Origin of the sequence: Luteimonas padinae, assembly GCF_014652935.1 — a bacterium.
In the GTDB taxonomy this organism is placed as follows: domain Bacteria; phylum Pseudomonadota; class Gammaproteobacteria; order Xanthomonadales; family Xanthomonadaceae; genus Luteimonas; species Luteimonas padinae.
In genome coordinates, this window is record NZ_BMZT01000005.1 from 235,906 (window position 1) to 260,669 (window position 24,764).

Annotated in this window: 27 protein-coding genes; 3 read left to right on the plus strand and 24 right to left on the minus strand. The window is 68.4% G+C overall.

All coding sequences use genetic code 11. The features are described from left to right. Positions 1-34 precede the first annotated feature (34 nt). From IE168_RS07680 to IE168_RS07695, 4 genes are all read right to left on the minus strand, one after another. Positions 35-880, minus strand: coding sequence for a pseudouridine synthase (locus tag IE168_RS07680; protein ID WP_189496850.1), 846 nt, complete (start codon positions 878-880; stop codon positions 35-37). Beyond that, positions 777-1,313: a hypothetical protein gene (locus IE168_RS07685; protein ID WP_189496948.1), complete on the minus strand. Its 537-nt coding sequence runs from the start codon at positions 1,311-1,313 to the stop codon at positions 777-779. The genes IE168_RS07680 and IE168_RS07685 overlap by 104 nt, the downstream gene beginning before the upstream one ends. A 106-nt stretch (positions 1,314-1,419) precedes the next feature. Further along, positions 1,420-2,511: an OmpA family protein gene (locus IE168_RS07690; protein WP_189496852.1), complete on the minus strand. Its 1,092-nt coding sequence runs from the start codon at positions 2,509-2,511 to the stop codon at positions 1,420-1,422. Between the two features lie 184 nt (positions 2,512-2,695). Beyond that, on the minus strand, positions 2,696-3,814 hold the full coding sequence (locus tag IE168_RS07695) for an OmpA family protein (RefSeq protein WP_189496949.1): 1,119 nt from the start codon (positions 3,812-3,814) through the stop codon (positions 2,696-2,698). Between the two features lie 479 nt (positions 3,815-4,293). Between IE168_RS07695 and IE168_RS07700 the strand changes: the two genes are divergently transcribed. Then, positions 4,294-4,749 (plus strand): cell wall hydrolase, encoded by a 456-nt coding sequence (locus IE168_RS07700; RefSeq protein ID WP_189496854.1) that lies wholly within the window; start codon positions 4,294-4,296, stop codon positions 4,747-4,749. A 339-nt stretch (positions 4,750-5,088) separates the two neighbouring features. Here IE168_RS07700 and prpC read toward each other — a convergent pair whose 3' ends face one another. The 6 genes from prpC to IE168_RS07730 all read right to left on the minus strand — a co-directional run bounded on the left by prpC (position 5,089) and on the right by IE168_RS07730 (position 12,698). Continuing rightward, positions 5,089-6,243, minus strand: coding sequence for a bifunctional 2-methylcitrate synthase/citrate synthase (gene prpC, locus IE168_RS07705; RefSeq protein WP_189496856.1), 1,155 nt, complete (start codon positions 6,241-6,243; stop codon positions 5,089-5,091). Positions 6,244-6,331: 88 nt separating this feature from the next. Beyond that, positions 6,332-7,213 carry a methylisocitrate lyase gene (gene prpB, locus IE168_RS07710; protein WP_189496859.1) on the minus strand — a complete coding sequence of 294 codons (882 nt, stop codon included), beginning with the start codon at positions 7,211-7,213 and terminating at the stop codon, positions 6,332-6,334. A 126-nt stretch (positions 7,214-7,339) separates the two neighbouring features. Next, positions 7,340-9,229, minus strand: coding sequence for a propionate--CoA ligase (gene prpE, locus IE168_RS07715; protein WP_189496861.1), 1,890 nt, complete (start codon positions 9,227-9,229; stop codon positions 7,340-7,342). Between the two features lie 588 nt (positions 9,230-9,817). Next, complete coding sequence (locus IE168_RS07720; protein WP_189496863.1) at positions 9,818-10,804, minus strand: malate dehydrogenase; 987 nt, start codon at positions 10,802-10,804, stop codon at positions 9,818-9,820. 105 nt (positions 10,805-10,909) lie between these two features. Next, positions 10,910-12,109: an aminotransferase class I/II-fold pyridoxal phosphate-dependent enzyme gene (locus IE168_RS07725; RefSeq protein ID WP_189496865.1), complete on the minus strand. Its 1,200-nt coding sequence runs from the start codon at positions 12,107-12,109 to the stop codon at positions 10,910-10,912. Positions 12,110-12,203: 94 nt separating this feature from the next. Then, a complete protein-coding gene (locus IE168_RS07730) occupies positions 12,204-12,698 on the minus strand; it encodes a peptidylprolyl isomerase (RefSeq protein ID WP_189496868.1) in 495 nt (164 codons plus the stop codon). A 194-nt stretch (positions 12,699-12,892) separates the two neighbouring features. Between IE168_RS07730 and typA the strand changes: the two genes are divergently transcribed. Both typA and IE168_RS07740 read left to right on the plus strand, forming a co-directional pair. Further along, positions 12,893-14,740, plus strand: a complete 1,848-nt coding sequence (gene typA / locus IE168_RS07735; RefSeq protein ID WP_189496870.1) for a translational GTPase TypA — start codon at positions 12,893-12,895, stop codon at positions 14,738-14,740. Next, positions 14,737-15,501 (plus strand): 2'-5' RNA ligase family protein, encoded by a 765-nt coding sequence (locus IE168_RS07740; protein WP_189496872.1) that lies wholly within the window; start codon positions 14,737-14,739, stop codon positions 15,499-15,501. Before typA ends, IE168_RS07740 begins: the two co-directional genes overlap by 4 nt. Here the strand turns inward: IE168_RS07740 and IE168_RS07745 are convergent. The 14 genes from IE168_RS07745 to rpsH form a co-directional block, all read right to left on the minus strand. Beyond that, on the minus strand, positions 15,426-16,820 hold the full coding sequence (locus tag IE168_RS07745; protein ID WP_189496874.1) for a class II 3-deoxy-7-phosphoheptulonate synthase: 1,395 nt from the start codon (positions 16,818-16,820) through the stop codon (positions 15,426-15,428). The genes IE168_RS07740 and IE168_RS07745 overlap by 76 nt on opposite strands. Positions 16,821-16,890: 70 nt before the next feature. Next, on the minus strand, positions 16,891-17,403 hold the full coding sequence (locus IE168_RS07750; protein ID WP_189496951.1) for a disulfide bond formation protein B: 513 nt from the start codon (positions 17,401-17,403) through the stop codon (positions 16,891-16,893). 92 nt (positions 17,404-17,495) lie between these two features. Beyond that, positions 17,496-17,870 (minus strand): 50S ribosomal protein L17, encoded by a 375-nt coding sequence (gene rplQ, locus IE168_RS07755; protein ID WP_189496875.1) that lies wholly within the window; start codon positions 17,868-17,870, stop codon positions 17,496-17,498. 25 nt (positions 17,871-17,895) lie between these two features. After that, a complete protein-coding gene (locus tag IE168_RS07760; protein WP_189496877.1) occupies positions 17,896-18,894 on the minus strand; it encodes a DNA-directed RNA polymerase subunit alpha in 999 nt (332 codons plus the stop codon). 49 nt (positions 18,895-18,943) lie between these two features. Beyond that, positions 18,944-19,579, minus strand: a complete 636-nt coding sequence (rpsD, locus tag IE168_RS07765; RefSeq protein WP_189496879.1) for a 30S ribosomal protein S4 — start codon at positions 19,577-19,579, stop codon at positions 18,944-18,946. A gap of 15 nt (positions 19,580-19,594) precedes the next feature. Continuing rightward, complete coding sequence (gene rpsK / locus IE168_RS07770) at positions 19,595-19,984, minus strand: 30S ribosomal protein S11 (protein WP_189496882.1); 390 nt, start codon at positions 19,982-19,984, stop codon at positions 19,595-19,597. A gap of 12 nt (positions 19,985-19,996) precedes the next feature. Next, positions 19,997-20,353: a 30S ribosomal protein S13 gene (gene rpsM, locus IE168_RS07775; protein ID WP_189496883.1), complete on the minus strand. Its 357-nt coding sequence runs from the start codon at positions 20,351-20,353 to the stop codon at positions 19,997-19,999. A gap of 345 nt (positions 20,354-20,698) precedes the next feature. Further along, complete coding sequence (gene secY, locus IE168_RS07780; RefSeq protein ID WP_189496885.1) at positions 20,699-22,036, minus strand: preprotein translocase subunit SecY; 1,338 nt, start codon at positions 22,034-22,036, stop codon at positions 20,699-20,701. 7 nt (positions 22,037-22,043) lie between these two features. Next, positions 22,044-22,478 carry a 50S ribosomal protein L15 gene (gene rplO / locus IE168_RS07785; RefSeq protein WP_189496887.1) on the minus strand — a complete coding sequence of 145 codons (435 nt, stop codon included), beginning with the start codon at positions 22,476-22,478 and terminating at the stop codon, positions 22,044-22,046. A 4-nt stretch (positions 22,479-22,482) separates the two neighbouring features. After that, the gene (gene rpmD, locus IE168_RS07790; RefSeq protein ID WP_144892887.1) at positions 22,483-22,680 is read right to left on the minus strand and encodes a 50S ribosomal protein L30; all 198 of its coding nucleotides are present in this window, start codon (positions 22,678-22,680) and stop codon (positions 22,483-22,485) included. Further along, positions 22,673-23,212, minus strand: coding sequence for a 30S ribosomal protein S5 (gene rpsE, locus IE168_RS07795; protein WP_189496889.1), 540 nt, complete (start codon positions 23,210-23,212; stop codon positions 22,673-22,675). Before rpsE ends, rpmD begins: the two co-directional genes overlap by 8 nt. A 170-nt stretch (positions 23,213-23,382) precedes the next feature. Beyond that, positions 23,383-23,736 (minus strand): 50S ribosomal protein L18, encoded by a 354-nt coding sequence (gene rplR, locus IE168_RS07800; RefSeq protein ID WP_189496891.1) that lies wholly within the window; start codon positions 23,734-23,736, stop codon positions 23,383-23,385. 30 nt (positions 23,737-23,766) lie between these two features. After that, the gene (gene rplF, locus IE168_RS07805) at positions 23,767-24,294 is read right to left on the minus strand and encodes a 50S ribosomal protein L6 (protein ID WP_189496893.1); all 528 of its coding nucleotides are present in this window, start codon (positions 24,292-24,294) and stop codon (positions 23,767-23,769) included. A 13-nt stretch (positions 24,295-24,307) separates the two neighbouring features. Then, complete coding sequence (gene rpsH, locus IE168_RS07810) at positions 24,308-24,703, minus strand: 30S ribosomal protein S8 (protein WP_189496895.1); 396 nt, start codon at positions 24,701-24,703, stop codon at positions 24,308-24,310. Positions 24,704-24,764: the final 61 nt, after the last annotated feature.

A 24,764-nucleotide genomic window follows, 5' to 3' on the forward strand; every position in this document is an offset into this window, starting at 1 on the left:
GGCCAGGCTGCGCCGGCCCCGAACGGGCCGGCCCTCAGGCCGCGGCGGGCGTCGACGGCGGCAGCAGTGCCGCGAGTTCCGCCGCATCCAGCGGGCGCCATGCGCCCTTGGCCAGCTCGCCCAGCGCCACCGGGCCGATCGCCACCCGCACCAGCCGCAGCACGTCGAAGCCGAAGGCGGCCATCAGGCGGCGGATGTGGCCTTCGTGCAGCACCACTTCGAGCCAGGCATTGCGCCCGCCTTCGCGGAGGATGCGCACCGATCCCAGCGACAGGTGCTCGCGATCGCAGCGGACGCCACGCACCATCGCCTCGAGCTGCGCCGGTGCCGGGCAGCCGTCGATCTGTACATGGTAGGTCTTTTCCGGGCCGGTCCCCGGGTCGGTGATGGTGGCCGCCCAGGCGGGGTCGTTGGTGAACAGCAGCAGGCCTTCGCTGGCCTGGTCCAGGCGCCCCACCGGCGCGATCCAACCGAGTCCGGCGCCGTCGAAGCAGCGGTACACGGTGTCGCGGCCACGCTCGTCGCTGGCCGTGGTGACCAGTCCGCGCGGCTTGTTGAGCACGAGGTAGAGCGGCGCGGGAGCGGTCGCGTCGACGCCGTCGACCTCGATGCGGGCGGCAGCGGCGTCAACCGGATGCTCGGGGTCGCGCATCACGCGGCCATCGACCGTTACCCGGCCCGCGCGGATCCTGCGTTCGGCTTCGGTACGCGAACAGATGCCGCGCTTGGACAGCGCGCGCGCCAGCCCGTGCCGGGCACCCGGGCGCGCGCCCGGCTCAGCGGGGCTCGCCGTCGTCGGCGGCGGGAACCGGCGTCCCTTCGGCGGGCGCCGGCTGGCCTTCGGTGCCCGCGGGCGCGGCCGGCGCGGCGGCCGGTGCACTGCCGCGGGCGACGCGCACGCCGCGCGCCTTCATCCACGCGTCGAACTCGTCGGCGGTCATGCGACGACCGTTCTGGTTCATGTCGAATCGCCAGGGCGTGTTGTCGAATTCGGTCTGCGGCTTGTAGGCGCCGGGATCGTTGGGATTGGCGACGCTCGCGGGAGTCGCGATGGCGACGTTGCGGCAGCTTTCGATGCGTCGGCGCAGCAGCACCTCGTCGACGGTCTGCGACTCGTCATAGGCATGGCCGAGGACGCCGCTGTTGGCACCCAGCATGTAGGACGGCGCCACCAGCTCGGTCGCCAGCGGGGCGAGCACGCTGACCCGCTGCGCCGCGCCCGCGGTCGGCAGGTTGCCGCAATCGACCGCGGCCATCGCGAAACCGGGGGCCGCCAGGCCGGTCGCCACCACCACCCACGCCGCACGCTTCATGTCGTCGATCCACTTCTTCTGCACAGGGCGGCGAGTGTAGCAGGCTGCAAACGCACGAAGCCCGGCGCGAGGCCGGGCTTCGTGGGTACTACAGGTGCCGACGTCCTCAGTTCTGGACGTTCAGCTCCGTGCGGCGGTTGCGCGCGCGGCCGTCCGGGTTGTCCGAACCGTCGTCGTTGGTGTTCGGCGCGATCGGGCGGCTCTCGCCGTAGCCGTTCGGGCCCACCAGGCGCGAAGCGTCGATGCCGTTACCGGTCAGGTAGTCGTACACCGCCTTCGCGCGGCGCTCCGACAGCGACTGGTTGTAGGCGTCGGTGCCCTTCGAGTCGGTGTGGCCGGCCACCTCGACCTTCAGCTCCGGATAACGCTTCAGGATCTCGATCGCCTCGTTCAGGATCGACACCGCGTCAGGACGCAGCGTCGACTTGTCGAAGTCGAAGTTCACGCCCTTCAGGTCGATCGACACCGGCACCGGGCAGCCGTCCGGACCGATCGTCTGGCCAGCCTGCGAACCCGGGCACTTGTCGTCGCAGTCGTTCACGCCGTCGCCGTCGCTGTCCATGTCCGCGCAGCTCGGGGCCACCGGCGCCGGGGCCACCGGGGCGGTCGGCTCCGGACCCAGCGGGATCACCACGCCGACAGACGCCAGAACGTCGCCGAACCAGTCTTCGCTGGAGGCGTTGACGCTGGTGTCGTCGAAGTCGGCGCGGTAGGCCAGCTCGGTGCGCAGCTTCGCGCGGCTGCCAATGTCGCCCTGGGCGCCGACGCCGATCTTGGCTGCGAAGTTGCCTTCTTCACGCTGGCCCGGCGAGTTCGGGCTCGGGGACGCGTCGTACTCTTCTTCCGAGCGCTGGTAGCCCACGCCCATCAGCAGGTAGGGGTTCCAGTTGCGGCCTTCGGCGAGGAAGTGGCGACGCAGGTCGAACGAAACGCCGTACTGGCTCCAGTTCAGGTCCTGGTTCGCGTCATTGTTCGGGTTCTGGTAGTTCAGCTCGGCGTCGACCGACCACACCGGGGAGATGAACTTGCCGATGCCCAGGCCCAGGAACGGAGCATCGCGGCTGCCGCGATCATTGTCCTGGAGGTTGAAGCCGGCGCTGCCGGTCAGGTACCAGCGGTCGTCGAATTCCTGGGCGGCGGCGGCCTGCGAGAACGCAATGCCTGCCAGCAGGGCAGTGCTCAGCACGCGGATCTTCATTGATTACTCCTAAGGTCAATCAGGAATGAAAAAGGGGGAGCGGCGGGAGCATCAAGGCAGGCCGAAGCCCGCCCCTGCCAGTCGCGCCGGCAATCATACACATTCAGGCAGATGTTAACCATCCATTAAAAGCACGAGGCCCGGCATTGGCCGGGCCTCGTGGGTACTACAGGTGCCGACGTCCTCAGTTCTGGACGTTCAGCTCCGTGCGGCGGTTGCGCGCGCGGCCGTCCGGGTTGTCCGAACCGTCGTCGTTGGTGTTCGGCGCGATCGGGCGGCTCTCGCCGTAACCGTTCGGGCCCACCAGGCGCGAAGCGTCGATGCCGTTGCCGGTCAGGTAGTCGTACACCGCCGTCGCGCGGCGCTCCGACAGGGCCTGGTTGTAGGCATCGGTACCCTTCGAGTCGGTGTGGCCAGCCACCTCGACCTTCAGCTCCGGATAGCGCTTCAGGATCTCGATCGCCTCGTTCAGGATCGACACCGCATCGGGACGCAGGGTCGACTTGTCGAAGTCGAAGTTCACGCCCTTCAGGTCGATCGACACCGGCACCGGGCAGCCGTCCGGACCGATCGTCTGGCCAGCCTGCGAACCCGGGCACTTGTCGTCGCAGTCGTTCACGCCGTCGCCGTCGCTGTCCATGTCCGCGCAGCTCGGCGCCACCGGCGCCGGGGCCACCGGGGCGGTCGGCTCCGGACCCAGCGGGATCACCACGCCCACCGACGCCAGAACGTCGCCGAACCAGTCTTCGCCGTCATCGCGCGGCACGTCGTCGTTGATGAACGCCGCGCGGGTGTCGTCGAGTGCAACGGCGCGGTAAGCGAGCTCCGCGCGCAGGCGGGCACGCCCGGCGTTGCCCTGCACGCCGACGCCGAGCTTGCCGGCCACGGCGCCCTCTTCCTCCTGGAACGGGGAATCCGGGCTCGGCGAGTTGTCCAGTTCGATCTCCTCACGCTGGTAGCCCAGACCCATCAGCAGGTAGGGGTTCCAGCTGCGGCCCTCGGCGATGAAGTGACGGCGGGCGTCGAACGAGATGCCGTACTGGCTCCAGTTCAGGTCCTGGTTGCTGTCCCAGTTCGGATTCTGGTAATTGAGCTCCGCGTCGACCGACCAGTTCGGGGAAACGAACTTGCCGATGCCCAGGCCCAGGAAGGGCGCGTTGCGGGTGCCACGATCGTTGTCCTGCAGGTTGAAACCGGCGCTGCCGGTCAGGTACCAGCGGTCGTCGTATTCCTGCGCGGCGGCGCCATGGGCAGCGCCCAGACCGGCCAGCAGCATGGCTGCGCACAGCAGCTTCTTGTTCATCATGTTGTTGCTCCTTGGGTGGGGACGGTGGCGAGCGATGCCGAGGCCGCCTGAAACTGTTGATGGACTCGGCCATGGGCACGACCGGATCGCGCCGCAGGTTAGGTTCAACCCCGTGAAGGCGGCGTTAACGTTGACCTAACAAACTCCGTGCCGAACGCCCGGCAGCACGGGCACAATCACACGGCGGACGCTGCGCGGATCGCGGGCTCGCGACACAATCGTGCAGGCTCTGGACCACCCCCTGTTCAGCCGGGGTTTCGAAACCGGGCAGTAACGTGCGCCAACTTTTTCTCCGCCGCGACTTCGGCGGAACCGGCACGACCCGCTGTTCTGCGGGCTTCGCGCCCGGGCAGCAAGCGCGCCAGAGAGTGCCGCCGCCCTCCCCAACACGCCAGGCCGTTCCGCGACGCGGTGGCACGGGTTCCATTGGAGCCCGGCCCTGCTGCGCGGGCGGCGCAACGGAGCAAGGAGCCGTCATGAAACTCGCCTGGATCCTGTGGCTGGCATCGATACTGCCCCCGCAGGCTGCAGACTCCCTGTGCCTCAGCACCACGCTGTATCTCGAGGCCCGCGACCAGTCCGTCTTGGGCCAGCACGCCGTGGCCGAGGTCGCCCTGCGCCGCGCCGACAGCGGCCTGTGGGGCGATTCGGTCTGCGACGTGGTGACCGCGCGCAAGCAGTTCGCGCCGACGATCGTGTCGCCGCGCACGCGCCTGACCAATACCGAGGCCTGGTCGCAGTCGGTGACCATCGCCCTCGAGGCGCAGCGCAACTGGGCGCTGCCGGCCGGCGAGCGCAAGGAAGTCGTGCCCGGCGCCAGCCACTTCCTGGCGCATGCCATCGCCAGTCCCAGCTGGCGCAATGCCTACCAGGTCGCGACCATCGGCGACCACACCTTCCTCCGCGTCCAGAACCTGAAGCCGAAGTCCTGAGGCCGGGCGGCCGTCACGCGGCGGCTTTAGTGCGCCGAGGGCAGCTCGGATGATGGCGGTTTCCCCACGCGTGGAGCCGCAGATGAAGCTCGCCGCCTTCACGGCGCGCATGGAAGCCGACCCCGGCGTGCAGGCCGCGCTCAGGGCCGAAGGCCTGGAGTAGCGGCGCTTGCGGGAACCTTGGGGGATCTCCCCTGGGAGCGTCATGATCGCGATCGCCGCCATGGCGGCTCCTACAAAGGCCGGAGTCGACACGCCATGGCGGTTCCCATAAAGGCCGGAAAGAAGAACGGCGCCCGTGGGGCGCCGTTCCTGTTTGCGCACCGGGCGTGGCGAGCCTCAGCCGCGCTCGTCCATCGGCACCCAGTCGCGGTTCTCCGGCCCGGTGTAGTTGGCGCTTGGGCGGATGATCTTGCCGTCGATGCGCTGCTCGATCACGTGCGCGCTCCAGCCGCTGGTGCGCGCGATCACGAACAGCGGCGTGAACATCGCCGTCGGCACGCCCATCATGTGATAGCTCACCGCGCTGAACCAGTCGAGGTTGGGGAACATCTTCTTGATGTCCCACATCACCGACTCCAGGCGCTCGGCGATCGCATACATGCGGGTGTCGCCCTGCTCTTCCGAGAGATCCTTCGCCACGTCCTTGATGATGCCGTTGCGCGGGTCGCCAACGGTGTACACCGGGTGGCCGAAGCCGATCACGACTTCCTTGCGGCCGACGCGCTCGCGGATGTCGGCCTCGGCCTCGTCGGCCGTGTCGTAGCGCTTCTGCACTTCGAAGGCGACCTCGTTGGCGCCGCCATGCTTCGGACCGCGCAGCGCGCCGATGGCGCCTGCGATGCACGAATACATGTCACTGCCGGTGCCGGCGATGACGCGCGAGGTGAAGGTGGAGGCGTTGAACTCGTGCTCGGCATACAGGTTGAGCGACGTGTGCATCGCGCGCACCCACGACTCCGGCGGCGGCTCGCCGTGCAGCAGGTGCAGGAAGTGCCCGCCAATGGAATCGTCGTCGGTCTCGACGTCGATGACGCGGCCGTTGTGGCTGTAGTGGTACCAGTACAGCAGCATCGAGCCCAGCGAGGCCATCAGCTTGTCGGCGATGTCGCGCGCGCCCGGATGGTTGTGGTCGTCCTTCTCCGGCGCGATGCAGCCCAGCACCGAAACGCCGGTGCGCATCACGTCCATCGGGTGCGCCGACGGCGGCAGCTCCTCGAGCGCGGCCTTGACCGCGGCCGGGATGCCGCGCAGCGACTTCAGCTTCGCCTTGTAGCGCGCGAGCTCCGGCTTCGACGGCAGCTTGCCGTGCACCAGCAGGTAGGCGACCTCCTCGAACTCGGCGGTGGTCGCGAACTGCGTGATGTCATAGCCGCGGTAGTGCAGGTCGTTGCCGCTGCGGCCGACGCTGCACAGCGCGGTATTGCCCGCCGCGGTCCCGGACAGGGCGACCGACTTCTTCGGCTTGGGCAGGGTGGAGGTGGTCTCGCTCATCAGGTGCTCCCTTGAAACATGTCTTCAGGTGTTCGCGCGCAGGCGGTGCCTGTGTCGACGGACTGCGGCATGCCGCGGTGGCGGACGCTCAGTCCTTCGAAAACAGCGCGTCGAGCCTGTCCTCGTAGGCGTGGTAGCCGAGGAAGTCGTACAGCTCGGCGCGCGTCTGCAGGGTGTCGATGATGTTCTTCTGCGTGCCCTCGCGGCGCACGGTCTCGTAGAAGTTCAGCGCGGCCTTGTTCATGGCGCGGTAGGCGCCGCAGCAGTAGAGCGCGATGTCGACGCCGGGCGAGCGCAGTTCGTCGGTGGTGAAGAACGGGGTCGAGCCGAACTCGGTCAGGTTGGCCAGGATCGGCACCTTCACCGCGTCCTTGAACTTGCGATAGTCCTCGAGCGACTTCATCGCCTCGGGGAAGATCATGTCAGCGCCGGCCTCGACGTAGGCGACCGCACGCTCGATCGCGGCATCGATGCCTTCGACCGCGGCCGCGTCGGTGCGCGCCATGATGACGAAGCCGGCCTCGGTGCGGCCGTCGACCGCAGCCTTCACCCGGTCGACCATCTCTTGCTTCGGCACCACTTCCTTGTTCGGGCGGTGGCCGCAGCGCTTCTGGCCGACCTGGTCTTCCATGTGCACCGCGGCGACGCCCGCGCGCTCGAAGCTGCGGATGGTGCGGGCGATGTTGAACGCCCCGCCCCAGCCGGTGTCGATGTCGACCAGCAGCGGAAGCCCGGTGGCCTCGACGATGCGACGGGCGTCGATCAGCACGTCCTCCATCGTGGAAATGCCGAGGTCGGGCATGCCCAGCGAATTCGCGGCCACGCCGCCGCCGGACAGGTACAGCGCCTTGTAACCGGTGCGCTTGGCCATCAGGCCGGCGTAGGCGGTGATGGCGCCCATCACTTGCAGGGGGGATTCTTCGGCGACGGCGGCGCGAAAGCGCGCGCCCGCGGAAACATGCTCGGACATTGGAATCCTGCGTCGTGGGGTGAAGGACTCGTATTCTAGCGGAGCGCGCGCGGGCCCCGGCCGCGCGGCCGCACGGCCTGCCTCGCCCGCCTCGCCCGCCGACGGCCGCAACCGCGACGGCCGGCCTCAGCCGCCGGCGTCGGCCCCGCGGTCGATCGCGCCGCGGATCTCCTCGAGCGAACCCGGATCGTCCAGCGTCGAGAGGTCGCCGGGGTCACGGTGTTCGGCCAGCGCCTGGATCGAGCGCCGCAGCAGCTTGCCCGAGCGCGTCTTCGGCAGCGCACCGACCACGTAGACCCGCGCCGGCCGCGCGATCGCGCCAAGCTGCTCGACCACCCTGCCCTGCATCTCGTGCGCGGCCAGGGCGGCGTCGGCGGCCTGCTTGAGGGTGGCGAACACCACCGGCACCTGGCCCTTGACCGCGTCCTGCACGCCGATCACCGCAACCTCGGCCACGCCGGGATGGCCGGACACCGATTCCTCGATCTCGCGCGTGCCCAGGCGGTGGCCGGCGACGTTGATGACGTCGTCGGTGCGGCCGAGGATGAAGGTGTAGCCGTCCGCGTCGCGGATGGCCCAGTCCAGCGAGCTGTAGAGCAGCTCTTTGAAATGGGAGAAGTAGCTGTCGATGAAGCGCTTGTCGTCGCGCCAGACCGTGGTCATGCAGCCCGGGGGCAGCGGCGGGCGGATCACCAGCACGCCCTTCTCGCCCGGAGCGGCCTCTTCGCCGGTGGCCTCGTCGATCACCGCCAGGTCGTAGCCCGGCACCGGCAGGCCGGGGGAGCCGAACTTCACCGGCTTCATCTCCACGCCCGGCATCAGCGCCAGCACCGGCCAACCGGTCTCGGTCTGCCAGTAGTTGTCGATGACGGTCTTGCCCAGGCTGTCGTTGATCCACTGCGCGGTGGGCTCGTCCAGCGGCTCGCCGGCGAGGAACAGGTACTTGAGCTTCGACAGGTCGTACTTCGCCAGCCACTCCGGATCCTGCTTCTTCAATACGCGGATCGCGGTCGGCGAGGAGAACATGGTGCGCACGCCGTACTTTTCGCAGATCCGCCACCAGATGCCCGGGTCGGGCGCGGTCGGCAGGCCCTCGTACATGATCGCGGTGGCGCCGGCGATCAGCGGGCCGTACACGTTGTAGGAATGCCCGACCGCCCAGCCGACGTCGGAGGTGGTGAACATCGCCTGCCCGGCGCGGACGTCGTAGATCGCCCACATCGACATCGCCAGCGCCACCGCGTAGCCGCCGACGTCGCGCTGCACGCCCTTGGGCTTGCCGGTGGTGCCCGAGGTGTAGAGCAGGTAGCTGGGTTCGTTGGACTCCAGCCATTCGACCGGCACCTCGGCGCCCTCGTGCTGCGCGCGCAGGGTGGCGTAGTCGAGGGCGCGGCCTTCACTGCGGGCGTAGCCCGGCGCCAGGCCGCGGTCGACGATGAGGACATGCGGCGGCGGTGATTTGGCTTCCGCGAGCGCCGCGTCCACCAGCGGCTTGTAGGGGATGACCTTGCCGCCGCGGCTGCCGGCATCGGCGGCGATCAGCAGCTTCGGCTCGGCGTCGTCGATGCGCAGCGCGAGGTTGTGCGCGGCGAAGCCGCCGAACACCACCGAGTGCACCGCGCCGATGCGCGCGCAGGCCAGCATCGCGAACACCGCTTCGGCGATGTTGGGCAGGTAGATGACCACGCGGTCGCCACGGCCGACGTCGAGCGACTTCAGCACCGCGGCGAAGGCGTTCACTTCGCGATGCAGCTCGCGGTAGCTGAACTCGCGGGTGTCGCCGGTTTCCGTCGACACCGCCACCAGCGCCAGCTGGTCGCCGCGTTCGTCGAGATGGCGGTCGACGGCGTTGTGGCAGAGGTTGGTCTCACCGCCCACGAACCATTTGCGGAACGGCGGGTTCGAGTCGTCGAGGATCGCGTCGGGTTGCCGGTGCCAATGGATGGCCCGGGCCTGCTCGGCCCAGAACGCCTCGGGCTCGGCGATCGAACGGCGGTGGAAGTCTTCGTAAGCCATGCCAGCCTCCTGTACGTCCCACGAGGCTAGTCGGCGGGTGGCGGCGATGCGTTACGACGTTGGTCTAAGGCAAGAAGCAGGGCTCCTCTCCGAAGTCCTGGAAATGCCGTGCTGCCCGGGACTGAAGCGGCTCCATTGGCGGGATCAGAGCAGTTCCGTTGGGATGCGCGCTGCCCGTCCCGTACACAGGGGGTGTGCTCCCCCGGCCGCCTCCGCGTCCAGCTACGGAAGCCGGCCGCCGGCCATCCATGGCCGGCTGTACGCACACCCCCTGTGCACGGGACGGGCTGTGGCGTTTTCCGGCTTCGGGTCGAAGGGCAAAAGCCAGCAGCAAGAGCCGAGAACCGATGTACGGGAACCGTTGTTCCTTCTCGACTCGCGCGGAGTTTTCGCCCGCGACGCTCTTCTCCTCCAGACCGCGAAGGCAGTCGGGGCCCGCCGTGGAGGCAGCGAACCCTTCAACGGAGCCGCTCGAACTGTCCCGGTCAGCGCGGTGCTTCCCGGCATCCAGTGAAGAACAAAGAAAAAACCGGGCCAAGGCCCGGTTTTTCCAGATCCGACTGCAGGTCAAACCCCGCAGGGAGAGGCTCAGCCCAACAGGTGAGCCACGCCGGCGCGCTCTTCCTCCAGCTCGGCCAGGGTCTTGTCCATGGCCGCGCGGCTGAAATCATCGATCTCCAGGCCCTCGACGCGGGTGTATTCGCCGTTCTCCGTGGTCACCGCCACGCCGTAGATCACGCCCTCGGGAATGCCGTAGCTGCCGTCGGACGGCACGCCCATGGTCACCCACTTGCCGTTCGAGCCCAGCACCCAGTCGCGGACGTGGTCGATGGCGGCGTTGGCAGCGGACGCCGCCGACGACAGGCCGCGGGCCTCGATGATCGCCGCGCCGCGCTTGCCGACCTGCGGGATGAACTCGTTCGCGTTCCAGTCGGCGTCGTTGATGCGGTCCTTCAGCGACTCGCCCTTGACCGTGGCGAAGCGGTAGTCGGGATACATCGTCGGGCTGTGGTTGCCCCAGACCACCAGCTTCTCGATGTCGCCCACGGCCACGCCGGCCTTGTTGGCGAGCTGGCTCAGCGCGCGGTTGTGGTCCAGGCGCAGCATGGCGGTGAAGTTCTTCGCCGGCAGGTCCGGCGCCGACTTCATGGCGATGTAGGCGTTGGTGTTGGCCGGGTTGCCGACCACCAGCACCTTGACGTCGCGCGAGGCGACCTTGTTCAGCGCCGCGCCCTGGGCGGTGAAGATCTTGGCGTTCTCCAGCAGCAGGTCCTTGCGCTCCATGCCGGGGCCGCGCGGACGCGCGCCAACGAGGAGCGCGATGTCGGCGTCCTTGAAGGCCACTTCGGGATCATCGGTGCCGACCATGCCCGCCAGCAGCGGGAACGCGCAGTCCTCGAGCTCCATCATCACGCCCTTGAGCGCGGCCTGGGCCTTCTCCATCGGCAGTTCCAGCATCTGCAGGATCACGGGCTGGTCCTTGCCCAGCATTTCGCCGGAGGCGATGCGGAACAGGAGGGCGTAACCGATCTGGCCGGCGGCGCCGGTGACGGCAACTCGGACGGGGGTCTTCATGTGGGGTGGCTCCGGATACGTGGGGCTGGAGGAAAATGGAAGGCGCCGCGGCGTCGACGGCAGGCGGCCGGGACCGTCATCGGCACCCGGCCGCCGTGGACGGACTCAGGCCAGTTCGGCGAAGAATTCCTGGATGCGCGCCAGGCCGGGCGCCAGCTGCGGCGTCGGGCAGGTGTAGCTGATGCGCAGGCCGCGCGGCTCGCCAAAAGCCGAGCCCGGCACGCAGGCCACGCCCTTGGCTTCGAGCAGCGCGTTGCACAGGTCGACGTCGTTGGCGATGACCTTGCCGCCGTGCGACTTGCCGAAGGCGACGCTGATGTCGGGGAAGGCATAGAACGCGCCCTGCGGCACCGGGCAGACCACGCCGGGGATGGCGTTGAGCGCGGCCACGACCTGGTCGCGCTTGGCCTGGAACTCGGCGCAGCGCTCCGCGGGCACGTCCTGCGGGCCGGACAGCGCGGCCGCGGCGGCGGCCGAGACCACCTCCGGCAGGCTGGTGATGTGGTTGGAGTTCATCACCGTCATCGCCTTGGCGACGGACTCGGGGCCCGCCATCAGGCCGACGCGCCAGCCCGGCATGCCGTAGGTCTTGGACAGCGAGTCGACGAAGATCACGCGGTCGCGCAGCTCGGGGCGCGCGTGCACGAAGTTGTGGTAGCCCACGCCGTCGAACACCATCATGTTGTAGATGTCGTCGGTGATGATCCAGGTGTCGGGATGGCGCGCGACCACATCGGCCAGCGCGGCGATCTCGTCCTTCGTGTAGACCATGCCCGTCGGGTTGGACGGGTTGTTGAACAGGAACACCTTCGGCTTCTTCGCCAGCGCCGCGTCGAGCTGGGCCGGGGTGAGCTTGTAGTCCTGTTCGGGCGGGCACGGCAGCAGCTGGATGTCGGCGCCGACGATCTCGGCGATGTCCATGTAGCTGGTCCAGTAGGGCGTGGCGAAGGCGAAGCCGTCGCCCTCGTCGAGCAGCGCCTCGGCCAGGTTGTACAGGATGTGCTTGGCGCCCACGCCGGTGGCGCAATTGGCGCGGGTGTAGCCGTCCAGGCCGAGGCGGCCGAGGTGGCCGATGAAGGCGTCGAGCACCGCGTTCGCGCCGCGGTTGTTGCCGTACTGGCCGGAATCGTGCTCCAGCGCCTCCCGGGCGGCGGCGTAGACGTGCTCGCCGGGGAGGAAGTTGGGAACGCCGATCGAGAAGCTGATGACGTCGCGGCCTTCGGCCTTCAGGCGCTGGGCCGTCTCGGCCACGACCATGATCGCGCTGGGCTTGGCGCGACCCATCCGCTGGGCAAGCTGGGGCATTGCGTGAACCTCGGAAACTGGGGTGTGGGGCGCGGCGCACGGCGCACGCGGCAGCCGCTTATTCTAGCACCGCGCCCCGCCCCGGCCGGCGTCCTCAGGCGGACATCACCTTGTTCCACTCGGCCACCCGGTCGGCCTTCGCGGCCAGCGCGGCCTCGGCGTCGCCTTCGATCTTCACCGACTTGATGGCGTCGCCCTGCTTCACCGCGTCCACCACCTCCAGGCCCTCGGTGACCTTGCCGAACACCGTGTGCTTGCCGTCCAGCCAGTCGGTCTTGATGTGGGTGATGAAGAACTGGCTGCCGTTGGTGTTGGGGCCGGCGTTGGCCATGGACAGCACGCCGCGCTCGTGGCGGACGCCGTTGTTGGTCTCGTCCTCGAACTTGTAGCCCGGGCCGCCGGTGCCGGTGCCCTTGGGGCAGCCGCCCTGGATCATGAAGTCCGGGATCACGCGGTGGAAGTTCAGGCCGTCGTAGAAGCCCTTGCGGGCCAGGTTGACGAAGCTGGCCACGGTCAGCGGGGCCTTGTCGGGGTAGAGCTCGACCTTGATCTGGCCACGGTCGGTGTCGAAAACGGCGTTCAGGGACATGTCGGGAATCCTGGTCTGGGTGGGGGCGCCGGGGGCCGGCTGGCCGGATGCCCCTTCGCGGAACCTGAAGTGGAGCCGGAGGCCCGGCATTGCAACACTTTCTGGCGGGGCGCCACTGCAAGTATAATCTCCGGCTTCCCTCAACAAGGCCCAGCGCGCCCTGCCCCAAGAAGGCACGAGGTGCGGTTTTCCCGATGTCCATCGAACGCCTCCGCAACATCGCCATCGTCGCCCACGTCGACCATGGCAAGACCACCCTCGTCGACCAGCTGCTCAAGTCGTCCGGCACCCTGGATGAACGTGCGGCCGTCCCCGACCGCGTGATGGACAGCGGCGACATCGAGAAGGAACGTGGCATCACGATCCTGTCGAAGAACACCGCGATCCGCTGGACCAACCCGAAGACCAACGAGACCTGGCGCATCAACATCGTCGACACCCCCGGCCACGCCGACTTCGGCGGCGAGGTCGAGCGCGTGCTGTCGATGGTGGACTCGGTGCTGGTGCTGGTCGACGCGATGGACGGGCCGATGCCGCAGACGCGCTTCGTGACCCAGAAGGCCTTCGCGATGGGCTTCCGCCCGATCGTGGTGGTGAACAAGGTCGACCGCCCGGGCGCGCGCCCGAGCTGGGTGCTGGACCAGACCTTCGACCTCTTCGACCGCCTCGGCGCGACCGACGAACAGCTCGACTTCCCGGTGGTCTACGCCTCCGGCCTCAACGGCTATGCCGGCCTCGAGGACACCGTGCGCGGCGGCGACATGACCCCGCTGTTCGAGGCGATCTGCGAGCACGTGCCGGCGCCCCCGGTCGATCCGGACGGCCCCTTCCAGATGCGCGTGACCTCGCTGGACTACAACAACTATGTCGGCGTGATCGGCGTGGGCCGCATCCAGCGCGGCAAGGTCAAGACCAACCAGCAGGTGACCGTGGTCGCCGCCGACGGCAAGACCCGCAACGCCAAGGTGCTGCAGGTGCTGGGCTTCATGGGCCTGGAGCGCGTCGAGGTGCAGGAGGCCCGCGCCGGCGACATCATCGCCTTCTCCGGCATCGAGGGCCTGGGCATCTCCGACACGCTCTGCGACCCGTCCGCGGTCGAGCAGCTGCCGGTGCTGACCGTAGACGAGCCGACGATCTCGATGACCTTCCAGGTCAACGATTCGCCGTTTGCCGGCGTCAAGGACCGCTCCGGCGGCAAGTTCCTGACCAGCCGCCAGCTGCGCGACCGCCTGACCCGCGAGACCGCGCACAACGTGGCGCTGCGCGTCGAGGACACCGCCGACGCCGACAAGTTCAAGGTCTCCGGCCGCGGCGAGCTGCACCTGTCGATCCTGATCGAGAACATGCGCCGCGAGGGCTACGAGCTCGCGGTGTCGCGCCCGGAAGTCATCGTGCGCACGGTCGACGGCGTGGTCGAGGAACCTTACGAGTCGCTGGTCGTCGACATGGACGAGCAGTTCCAGGGCGGCGTCATGGGCCGCCTGGGCGAGCGCAAGGCGTTGCTGCAAGGCATGGAGCCCGACGGCAAGGGCCGCGTGCGCCTGGACTACATCATCCCGGCGCGCGGCCTGATCGGCTTCCAGACCGAGTTCAAGACGCTCACCGCCGGCACCGGCCTGCTCTTCCACGTCTTCGACCATTACGGCCCGAAGGCCGACGGTGACATCGGCCAGCGCAACAACGGCGTACTGATCTCCAACGGCACCGGCCCGTCGCCGGCGTATGCGCAGATGGCGATGCAGGAGCGCGGCCGGCTGTTCATCGAGCCGGGCGAGGAGATCTACGAGGGCCAGATCGTCGGCATCCACTCCAAGGACAACGACCTGACCGTCAACGCCCTGCGCGGCAAGCAGCTGACCAACTTCCGCGCCTCGGGCAAGGACGACGACGAGGGCCTGATCCCGGCGATCAAGTTCTCGCTGGAGCAGGCGCTGGAGTTCATCGACGACGACGAGCTGGTGGAAGTCACGCCGAAGCAGATCCGCCTGCGCAAGAAGCTGCGCACCGAGACCGACCGCAAGCGGGCCAGCCGCGCGGCGTGAGCCGGGCGCTGTTCCCGGGCTGGCGGCCCGATGCGGCGGGGCGCGACGGCCTCGCCGCGCTTGCGGCCCGGCTGCAGGCGGCGCGTCCGGATGGCGCACCCCGCCCGCAGCCACGTCGGCCCGACCAGTGGCACGCAACGCTGTGCTTCATCGGCTACGACCAGGCTGACGCAGCCACGCCGGCGCTGCACGCCGCGCTGGGCGGCGTCGCGCAGCGCATCCCGCCGCACGCCTTCACCATCGAGTGCATCGCCTACTGGCGCCAGTCCGGCGCCGTGGTCACCCTGCCCGCCGACTGCCCCGCCCTCCAGGCGCTGTCCGACGCCACGCGTGACGCGATCCGCGGCTGCGGCATCCGTCCGCTGCAGGTAACCACCCAGCCGCACGTCACCCTGGCCTACCTCGACCGCCATCTCGAGGCGCAGCCCTGGCTGGACGGCGTCGACTGCGACGTCGGGCCGCTGCGGGTGGAGCGTTTCGAACTGCTGTTCAATCCGGGCGGGCGCTACGAAGCCCTCGGAGCTTGGCCCCTGACGGGGACCACGCTCCCCGCGAAGCCGGGGCAGGCGTCGCTGTTCCAGGCGCCGATGACGTGCACGCAGCGGTGCGCGGGGGCCAAGAAAGGGCTGCCCAGACGCCACGGGGATCGCGGCACGGCGAAGGTCGCAGCCGTGGCTGCTCCTACTCAGACCTTGACCGGGGTTCCCAGCTGCGCGTGCTTGCGCACGATCGCCATCGCGATTTCCAGCGACTGCTCGTAGTTGAGCCGCGGGTCCACCGTCGAACGGTAGGCACGCTCGAGGTCGACCTCGCCCAGGTCACGGGCGCCGCCGGTGCACTCGGTGACATCCTCGCCGGTCAGCTCGAGGTGGACGCCACCCAGTCGGGTGCCAGCCGCGGCGTGCAGGTCGAAGCTCTGCTCGATCTCGCTGCGGATGTTGTCGAATCGACGGGTCTTGTAGCCGTTGCTGGTGGTCTCGGTGTTGCCGTGCATGGGATCGCAGACCCACAGCACGCGGCGGCCTTCGCGCCGCACGGCCTCCAGCAGCGGCGGCAGGCGGTCGGCGACCTTCCCCGCGCCCATGCGGCAGATCAGGGCCAGGCGGCCCGGTTCGTCCGCGGGATTGAGCAGGTCGACCAGGCGCAGCAGCTCGTCGGGCGCCACCGTCGGGCCGACCTTGACCGCCACCGGGTTGCGGATGCCGCGGAAGTACTCCGCATGCGCGCCGTCCAGCGCCGCCGTGCGCATGCCGATCCAGGGGAAGTGGGTGCTGAGGTTGAACCAGCCCCACTGGCGCGGCACCTCGCGGGTGAAGGCTTCCTCGTACGGCAGCAGCAGGGCCTCGTGCGAGGTGAAGAAATCGACGCGGTTGAGGTTGTGCACCTCGCTGCCCGAGAGCGTCTCCATGAAGCGCACGGCCTCGCCGATGTTGGCGACCATGCGCTGGTATTCGTGCGCCAGCGGCGAGTGCGTGACCCAGCCGAGGTCCCAGTATTCCGGGTGGTGCAGGTCGGCGAAGCCGCCGTCGACCAGTGCGCGCACGAAGTTCATCGTCATCGCCGAACGCGCGTGTGCCTTGACCATGCGCCGCGGGTCGGGGACGCGCGCCTGCGCGCTGAACTCCGGGCCGTTGACGATGTCGCCGCGATAGCTGGGCAGCGTGGCGTCGCCGCGGGTCTCCATGTCGGCCGAACGCGGCTTGGCGTACTGGCCGGCGAAGCGGCCCACGCGCACCACCGGCTGGCGCAGGCCGTGCACCAGCACCAGGCTCATCTGCAGCAGCACTTTCAGGCGGTTCGAAATGACCGCCGAGCTGCAGTCGGAAAAGTTCTCGGCGCAATCGCCGCCCTGGAGCAGGAAGCGCCGGCCCTCCTGGGCGTCGGCAAGCTGCTGCCTGAGCGCCTGGACTTCCCAGGACGTCACCAGGGGCGGCAGCGCACGCAGCTCGTCCTGCACGCCCGCCAGCTCGGCGGCGTCGGGATAGGACGGCATCTGCAGCGCCGGGCGCAGGCGCCAGCTCCCCGGATTCCAGTTCTCGGGCAGGTTCACGGGGCGGAGGTTGCGTTCGTTGGCGGACATCGGGACTCGTGGTTGTTGCAGTGCAGCGAGCCCCCATCATCCGCGCACCGGCGGATGATGGCAATGGCCTTCAACGCTGCCCGCGCGCCCGCTTCCTGAAGGCCGCGAACAGGAAGAACAGCCCGAGCACGACGAACCAGACCAGGCTCCACGCCGGCATCGAGAGGCCGAGGAAGCTCCAGTCCACCGCACTGCAGTCGCCGGATCCCGTCAGCACTCGCCGGATGACGTTCGTGGTCGACATCGTTTCGCGCATGAACGACAGCGGCGGCAGGCAGCCCGGAACCTCGGGCGGGTTGAGCTGCAGCCAGACATGGCGCCCTGCGAGCCCCATGCCGACACCGGCGACGAGGAAACCGAGCACGCCATACACATTCCGCGCCCCCGCGGCGCGCGGCGCATGCAGGCCGGCAACGAGGAACACCAGGCCCAGCGCGGCGAAGGCCAGGCGCTGGAAGATGCACATCGGACAGGGATCGAGCCCCCATGCGAACTGCGAATAGATCGCGAAGCCGATCAGCGCGGCGCAGGCGGCGAAGCCGGCCAGGCACTGGCTGCGGAAGGTCCAGCGGAACGGGTTCAGGGTCATCGGCGGGCTCGCGCGAAACGGACGCCAAGATAGCAAAAACCCCGGCGCGAAGGCCGGGGTTCCTGCATGCACTGCCGTCGCCGGCCTTACTCGGCGGCGGCCTGCGGCCGGTCGACGAGCTCGACGTAGGCCATCGGCGCATTGTCACCGTCGCGGAAGCCGCACTTGATGATGCGCAGGTAGCCGCCCGGGCGCTCGCGGTAGCGCGGGCCCAGTTCGACGAACAGCTTGCCCACGGCTTCCTTGTCGCGCAGTCGCGAGAAGGCCAGGCGGCGGTTGGCGACGCCGTCGGTCTTGCCCATCGTGATCAGCGGCTCGGCGACGCGGCGGAGCTCCTTGGCCTTCGGGAGCGTGGTCTTGATCAGCTCGTGCTTGAGCAGCGACGCGGCCATGTTGGTGAACATGGCATCGCGGTGGGCGCTGGTGCGGCTGAACTTGCGGCCGGCTTTCTGGTGGCGCATGGTCTTGGTTCCTGTCTGTCTAGTCTTAGCCGAGCATGCCGTGCGCCGAGACACCGGCCGGCGGCCAGTTCTCGAGCTTCATGCCGAGCGAAAGGCCACGCTGGGCCAGCACTTCCTTGATCTCGGTGAGCGACTTCTTGCCGAGGTTCGGGGTCTTGAGCAGCTCGACTTCCGTCTTCTGGATCAGGTCGCCGATGTAGTAGATGCTCTCGGCCTTGAGGCAGTTGGCCGAACGCACCGTCAGCTCCAGGTCGTCGATCGGGCGCAGCAGCACCGGATCCACACCCGGGGTCTGGGCCTTCTGCGCGCCGCTGTCACGTCGGGTGAAGTCGCCGAAGACGCTGAGCTGGTCGGTGAGGATGTCGGCGGCGGTGCGCACGGCCTCTTCGGCGTCGATCGTGCCGTTGGTCTCGATGTCCAGCACCAGCTTGTCGAGGTCGGTGCGCTGCTCGACGCGGGCGGCCTCGACTTCATAGGCCACGCGGCGGACCGGCGAGAACGACGCGTCCAGCATCAGGCGACCGATGGCGCGGGTCTCCTCGTCCGGGCGGCGGCGCGCGGCGGCCGGCTGGTAGCCGAAGCCGCGCTCGATCTTCAGGCGCATGTTGATCGACGCATCCTTGGTCAGATGGCAGATCACATGCTCGCCGTTGAGCACTTCGACGTTGTGGTCGGTCTTGATGTCGGCGGCGGTGACGACGCCCGGGCCGGACTTGGCCAGGGTGAGCGTCGAGCTGTCGCCGGTGCCCATGCGGATGGCGACGTCCTTGAGGTTGAGCAGCACCTCGAGCACGTCTTCCTGCAGGCCCTCGATCGTGCTGTACTCGTGCAGCACGCCGTCGATCTCGACCTCGGTGATGGCGAAGCCGGGAATGGACGACAGCAGCACGCGGCGCAGGGCATTGCCGAGCGTATGGCCGTAGCCGCGCTCCAGCGGCTCGATCACGACCTTGGCGCGGTTGCCGGTGATGCGCTCGATCTGGGGGCCACGCGGACGCAGGACCTGGTTGGCGGTAACCGTCATGTTTGGTGTCTCCTGGGGCCTGCCGATGGGGGTCGGCAGGCCGGGTGAATTACTTCGAGTACAGCTCGACGATCAGCGCTTCGTTGATGTCGGCGGGCAGGTCGCCGCGGTCCGGGACCGCCTTGAACACGCCGCTGAACTTCTTCGAGTCGACTTCGACCCAGGACGGCGACAGGTCCATCGTGGAGGACACCGTCAGGGCCTCCTGGACGCGCATCTGCTTCTGGGCCTTCTCCGACAGGGCGATCGCGTCGCCGGCCTTGACCTGGTACGACGGCAGGTTCACGGACTTGCCGTTGACCGTCACGCCGCGGTGCGAAACCAGCTGGCGGGCCGCCGGGCGGGTGACCGCGAAGCCCATGCGGTAGACGACGTTGTCGAGGCGGGTCTCGAGGAGCTGCAGCAGGTTCTCACCCGTGTTGCCCTTCTTCGTCGAGGCCTTCTTGTAGTAGTTGCGGAACTGGCGCTCCAGCAGGCCGTAGATGCGCTTGACCTTCTGCTTCTCGCGCAGCTGGACGGCGTAGTCGGAGAGCTTGCTGCGACGCGCGCCGGTGCCGGCGCCGTGCTGGCCGGGCTTCTGCTCCAGCTTGCACTTCGAGTCGAGGGCGCGCGCGGGCGACTTCAGCGAGAGGTCGGCGCCTTCGCGGCGGGCGAGCTTGCAGGTGGGACCGATATAACGAGCCATTTCTTATCGCCCCCTTTAGACGCGACGCTTCTTCGGCGGACGGCACCCGTTGTGCGGGATCGGCGTCACGTCGATGATGTTGGTGATCTTGTAGCCCACGTTGTTGAGCGAGCGGACGGCCGACTCGCGGCCCGGGCCCGGGCCCTTGATGCGGACTTCAAGCGACTTCACGCCGTAGTCGAGAGCGGCCTTTCCGGCCTTCTCGGCGGCGACCTGGGCGGCGAACGGGGTGGACTTGCGCGAACCGCGGAAACCCGCGCCGCCCGAAGTCGCCCACGACAGTGCGTTGCCCTGGCGGTCGGTGATCGTGATGATGGTGTTGTTGAACGAAGCGTGGACGTGGGCGATGCCGTCGGTGACGACGCGCTTGATCTTCTTCTTCGGCTTGGCTGCCGGCTTGGCCATGATCTTGTTTCCTTATTTCCTGATGGCCTTGCGCGGACCCTTGCGGGTACGGGCATTGGTCCGGGTGCGCTGGCCGCGCAGCGGGAGGCCGCGGCGATGGCGGAGGCCGCGGTAGCAGGCCAGGTCCATCAGGCGCTTGATCGCCATGCCGATTTCGCGGCGGAGGTCGCCCTCGACCACGAACTTGCCGACTTCCGAGCGCAGGCGCTCGACTTCCGGCTCCGACAGGTCGCGGATCTTGGTGTTCGAGGCCACGCCGGCGGCGTCGCAGACGAGCTTCGAACGGGTACGGCCGATGCCGTAGATGCTTTGCAGCCCGACCCAGACGTGCTTCTGGGCAGGCAGGTTGACACCTGCAATACGCGCCATGCGCGGATCTCCAACTGTTTGGGGCGGCCGGACAGGTCATCCGGCGCAGTGAACAAGAAATTGTATCAGGATCCCGCGTTCCAAGGAAGCCCGCGGCCGCCAAAGGCGTCCGACCGGCCCGGCATGGGGAGTGTGCCCATGCTCCGGCGAAGGTTCCCGGCTGGACACGACCCCTCGCGGGGCCCTGCCCGCCCGGCGCTACTCTGGCGCCGGGACTGGCCGGTGAACCACCTGCGTGCGGGACCGCCGCGCAGGTCGCCCATCAAAAGCCCGGCCGCGGAGCGGTCGGGCCATGGATCCGTGGTTGCTCCGGCATTGCCGGGGCCCGGGATCCGTCTTGAATCTTCAGCCGCGCGGCAGGCCGCGCGCGCCACCCTTCAGGTTGGCCTTCTTGAGGAGGCTCTCGTACTGGTGCGACATCAGGTGGGCCTGGATCTGGGAGATGAAATCCATCACCACCACCACCACGATCAGCAGCGAGGTGCCGCCGAAGTAGAACGACGCATTCAGTTCGCCGCGCATGAACTCGGGCAGCAGGCAGACCAGCACCAGGTAGGCGGCGCCGGCCGCGGTGAGCCGCGTCAGCACGCCGTCGATGTAGTCGGCCGTGGCCTTGCCCGGCCGGATGCCCGGGATCAGCGCGCCGGACTTCTTCAGGTTGTCCGCGGTTTCCTGGGAATTGAAGACCAGGGCGGTGTAGAAGAAGGTGAAACCGGCGATCAGGCCCGCGTAAAGCAGGATGTACAGCGGCTCGCCCGGCGACAGGGCCTGGCTGACCCGCTGCAGCCAGTTGGCCTGGCCGGCCTGGCTGAACCAGGTGGAAGCCGTGGCCGGGAACATGATGATCGACGAAGCGAAGATCGCCGGGATCACGCCCGCCATGTTGAGCTTGAGCGGCAGGAACGAGCTCTGGTTCATGTACGCGTTGCGACCGCCCTGGCGGCGCGCGTAGTTCACCGTGATCCGGCGCTGGCCACGCTCGACGAACACCACAAAGTAGGTGAACGCCACCACGAGCAGCGCGATCACGATCACTGCGATCGGGCTCATGTCGCCGTTGCGGGCGGCTTCGAACGTGGTGATGACCGCGCTCGGCAGGCCAGCCACGATGCCGGCGAAGATGATCAGCGAGACACCGTTGCCGACGCCGCGCTCGGTCACCTGCTCGCCCAGCCACACCAGGAACATGGTGCCGGCGGTCAGGGCCACGATGGCGGTCAGCACGAAGCCGATGCCCGGCGCGTAGGCCACGCCCTGGCTCTGCAGCATGGTCGCGATGCCGGCGGCCTGGAAGATCGCCAGCGGGATCGCGCCGATGCGCGACCACTGGGTGATCCTGCGGCGGCCGGACTCGCCTTCCTTCTGGATCGCCTTCAGGCTCGGCACGATCTGCACCAGCAGCTGGATGATGATCGAGGCCGAGATGTAGGGGATCACGTTCAGCGCGAAGACGCTGAAGCGCTCGAGGGCACCACCGGAGAACATGTTGAACATGTCCACGATGGTGCCGTCGGTCTGCTCCATCAGGCGGAGCATGGCATCGGGGTTGACGCCCGGCACCGGGATGTAGCACCCGATGCGGTAGACGACCAGCGCCCCGAGGACGAACAGCAGGCGCTGGCGCAGCTCGGTGAACTTGCCGAGCCCCGCCATGCCACCCATTGCGCCGCCGCTTCGTGCCATGCGCTGCTTACTCCTCGACCTTGCCGCCGGCGGCTTCGATCGCCGCGCGGGCGCCGGCCGTGGCCAGCAGGCCCTTCAGCACGAGCTTCTTCGACACGTCGCCCTTCTTCACGATCTTGGCGCGCTTGGCCGTGGCCGGCACCAGCTTCGCGGCGCGCAGGGCGGCGAAGTCGATGTCACCATCCAGGCGCTCGAGCTGGTACAGCATCACCTCGGCGGTGTCGGCGGCCATGCGCGAGCGGAAGCCGACCTTCGGCAGGCGCTTGCGCAGCGGCATCTGGCCGCCTTCGAAGCCGGCCTTGATCTTGCCCTTGCCCGAACGGGCGAACGAACCCTTGTGGCCGCGGCCGGCGGTCTTGCCGAGGCCGGAGCCGATGCCGCGGCCGACGCGCTTGCGCTCGGTGCGGGCGCCCTCTGCGGGCTGCATGGTGTTGAGCTTCATGTGCTTATTCCTCGACCCGGACCAGGTAGTGGACCTTGTTGATCAGGCCGCGGACCTGCGGGCTGTCCTTCAGTTCACGCACGGAGTTGAGCTTGCCCAGGCCCAGGGCCTTGACGGACAGGCGATGCTTGGCCTGCGAGCCGCGCAGGCCCTTCACCAGACGCACCTTGACGGTGCCGGTGCCGGCTTCGTTCTTAGCCATTGAGGATGTCCTCCACCTTCTTGCCGCGCTTGGCCGCGATGGCGGACGGCGAGTGCATGCCGGCCAGGCCCTTGACCGTGGCGCGGACGAGGTTGATCGGGTTGCGCGAGCCGACGGCCTTGGCCAGCACGTCCTTCACGCCGACGGCCTCGAGCACGGCGCGCATGGCGCCACCGGCGATCACGCCGGTACCCTCGGACGCGGGCTGCATGAACACGCGGGCGGCGCCGTGGCCGGCCTTGACGGTGTGGTACAGCGTGCCGCCGTTGAGCTCGACGGTGGCCATGTTGCGGCGGGCCTGCTCCATCGACTTCTGGATGGCGACGGGAACCTCGCGGGCCTTGCCGTAGCCGAAGCCGACCTTGCCGGCGCCGTCGCCGACGACGGTCAGCGCGGTGAAGGTGAACTGGCGGCCACCCTTGACGGTCTTGCTGACGCGGTTGACCGCGATCAGCTTCTCGATCATGCCGTCGTCGATTTCCTCGCGGTTGCGGTCGCGGTCACGACCGCGCGGGGCGCGTTCTTCTGCCATTTCGATGCTGCCTGTATTGTTTGAGGGATGTACGGCTCTCGGCCGCTTGTGGTTGTTGGATGGATCGGTGGAGCGCGGTCCCGGACAGAAGCCGGGAGGCGCCCGATGCAGCCCGCATCGGCAGGTAGGCTGGGGTGGGGACGCATCCCCACCCTTTCAACACGTGACGCTTAGAACTGCAGGCCACCTTCGCGCGCGGCGTCGGCCAGGGCCTTGATGCGCCCATGATACCTGTAACCGGAGCGGTCGAAGGCAACCGTTTCGATGCCGGCGGCCTTGGCCTTCTCGGCGATCGCGCGGCCGACCTTGGCGGCGGCCTCGATGTTGTTGCGGTTCTTCAGGCCTTCGCCAACGGCGGCCTGGGTGGTGCTGGCCGAAGCCAGCACCTTCGAGCCGTCGGGGGTGAACACCTGGGCGTACAGGTGCTGGCCGGTGCGCAGCACCGACAGGCGCGGCACGCCGAGCTCGCGGATGTGGGCGCGCGTCGACTTGGCGCGGCGCAGGCGGGCAATCTTCTTCTGCATGGTCTTGTTCTCCGAAAGCTGAAGGCCCGCTTAGGCCTTCTTGGCTTCCTTGCGGATGATGTTCTCGCCGGCGTACTTGACGCCCTTGCCCTTGTACGGCTCCGGCGGACGGTAGCCGCGGATCTTGGCGGCGACCTCGCCGACCTGCTGCTTGTCGGCGCCGCTGACCAGGATCTCGGTCTGCGTCGGCGTGCTGATGGTGATCCCCGCGGGCGCCTTGAAGAGCACCGGGTGGGAGAAACCGAGCGACAGGTTCAGGTCCTGGCCCTGCATCGCGGCACGGTAGCCGACGCCGACCAGTTCGAGCTTGCGCTCGAAACCCTGGGAGACGCCGTGGACCATGTTCGCGATGATCGAGCGCATGGTGCCGGTGATCGCCACGTCTTCGGTGGTCGCCGGCGACAGGAGGGCCTGGCCGTCTTCCATCTTGAATTCGACGCCGGACGGCATGGCCATGGACAGCGAGCCCTTCGGGCCCTTGGCGGCGACGACGCCGTCCTGGACCTTGAGTTCCACGCCCTTCGCGAGGGCGATGGGCTTCTTGGCAATTCGGGACATTACGGTGCCTCCCTTAGGCCACGAAGCACAGGACCTCGCCGCCGACGCCCTGCTGGCGCGCCTGCGCATCGGTCATGATGCCCTTCGAGGTGGAGATGATGGCGATACCCAGGCCGTTGAGGACCTTGGGCAGTTCGGCCTTGCCGCGGTAATGGCGCAGGCCAGAGCGCGAAACGCGCTGCATGCGCTCGATGACCGGACGGCCTTCGTAGTACTTCAGCTCGATCTCGAGTTCGGCCTTGGCGCCGTTCTCGGTCACGCGCGCGCCGGAGATGTAGCCCTCGTCCTGCAGCACCTTGGCGATGGCCACCTTGGTCTTGGACGACGGCATCTTCACCGTCGGCTTGCCGACGGCCGCCGCATTGCGCATGCGGGTCAGCATATCGGCGATGGGATCAGTCATGCTCATTGATGTGTACCTTTGAGTGCACCGATATCCGCGGGATTGCGAATTCGTTGGACCGGGCCCT

Coding starts and splice junctions, on each gene's coding strand:
- IE168_RS07685 (WP_189496948.1), bottom strand. CDS start 1,313: ATGAAGCGTGCGGCGTGGGTGGTGGTGGCGACCGGCCTGGCGGCCCCC.
- IE168_RS07690 (WP_189496852.1), bottom strand. CDS start 2,511: ATGAAGATCCGCGTGCTGAGCACTGCCCTGCTGGCAGGCATTGCGTTC.
- IE168_RS07695 (WP_189496949.1), bottom strand. CDS start 3,814: ATGAACAAGAAGCTGCTGTGCGCAGCCATGCTGCTGGCCGGTCTGGGC.
- IE168_RS07700 (WP_189496854.1), top strand. CDS start 4,294: ATGAAACTCGCCTGGATCCTGTGGCTGGCATCGATACTGCCCCCGCAG.
- prpC (WP_189496856.1), bottom strand. CDS start 6,243: ATGAGCGAGACCACCTCCACCCTGCCCAAGCCGAAGAAGTCGGTCGCC.
- prpB (WP_189496859.1), bottom strand. CDS start 7,213: ATGTCCGAGCATGTTTCCGCGGGCGCGCGCTTTCGCGCCGCCGTCGCC.
- prpE (WP_189496861.1), bottom strand. CDS start 9,229: ATGGCTTACGAAGACTTCCACCGCCGTTCGATCGCCGAGCCCGAGGCG.
- IE168_RS07720 (WP_189496863.1), bottom strand. CDS start 10,804: ATGAAGACCCCCGTCCGAGTTGCCGTCACCGGCGCCGCCGGCCAGATC.
- IE168_RS07725 (WP_189496865.1), bottom strand. CDS start 12,109: ATGCCCCAGCTTGCCCAGCGGATGGGTCGCGCCAAGCCCAGCGCGATC.
- IE168_RS07730 (WP_189496868.1), bottom strand. CDS start 12,698: ATGTCCCTGAACGCCGTTTTCGACACCGACCGTGGCCAGATCAAGGTC.
- typA (WP_189496870.1), top strand. CDS start 12,893: ATGTCCATCGAACGCCTCCGCAACATCGCCATCGTCGCCCACGTCGAC.
- IE168_RS07745 (WP_189496874.1), bottom strand. CDS start 16,820: ATGTCCGCCAACGAACGCAACCTCCGCCCCGTGAACCTGCCCGAGAAC.
- rplQ (WP_189496875.1), bottom strand. CDS start 17,870: ATGCGCCACCAGAAAGCCGGCCGCAAGTTCAGCCGCACCAGCGCCCAC.
- IE168_RS07760 (WP_189496877.1), bottom strand. CDS start 18,894: ATGACGGTTACCGCCAACCAGGTCCTGCGTCCGCGTGGCCCCCAGATC.
- rpsD (WP_189496879.1), bottom strand. CDS start 19,579: ATGGCTCGTTATATCGGTCCCACCTGCAAGCTCGCCCGCCGCGAAGGC.
- rpsK (WP_189496882.1), bottom strand. CDS start 19,984: ATGGCCAAGCCGGCAGCCAAGCCGAAGAAGAAGATCAAGCGCGTCGTC.
- rpsM (WP_189496883.1), bottom strand. CDS start 20,353: ATGGCGCGTATTGCAGGTGTCAACCTGCCTGCCCAGAAGCACGTCTGG.
- secY (WP_189496885.1), bottom strand. CDS start 22,036: ATGGCACGAAGCGGCGGCGCAATGGGTGGCATGGCGGGGCTCGGCAAG.
- rplO (WP_189496887.1), bottom strand. CDS start 22,478: ATGAAGCTCAACACCATGCAGCCCGCAGAGGGCGCCCGCACCGAGCGC.
- rpmD (WP_144892887.1), bottom strand. CDS start 22,680: ATGGCTAAGAACGAAGCCGGCACCGGCACCGTCAAGGTGCGTCTGGTG.
- rpsE (WP_189496889.1), bottom strand. CDS start 23,212: ATGGCAGAAGAACGCGCCCCGCGCGGTCGTGACCGCGACCGCAACCGC.
- rplR (WP_189496891.1), bottom strand. CDS start 23,736: ATGCAGAAGAAGATTGCCCGCCTGCGCCGCGCCAAGTCGACGCGCGCC.
- rplF (WP_189496893.1), bottom strand. CDS start 24,294: ATGTCCCGAATTGCCAAGAAGCCCATCGCCCTCGCGAAGGGCGTGGAA.
- rpsH (WP_189496895.1), bottom strand. CDS start 24,703: ATGAGCATGACTGATCCCATCGCCGATATGCTGACCCGCATGCGCAAT.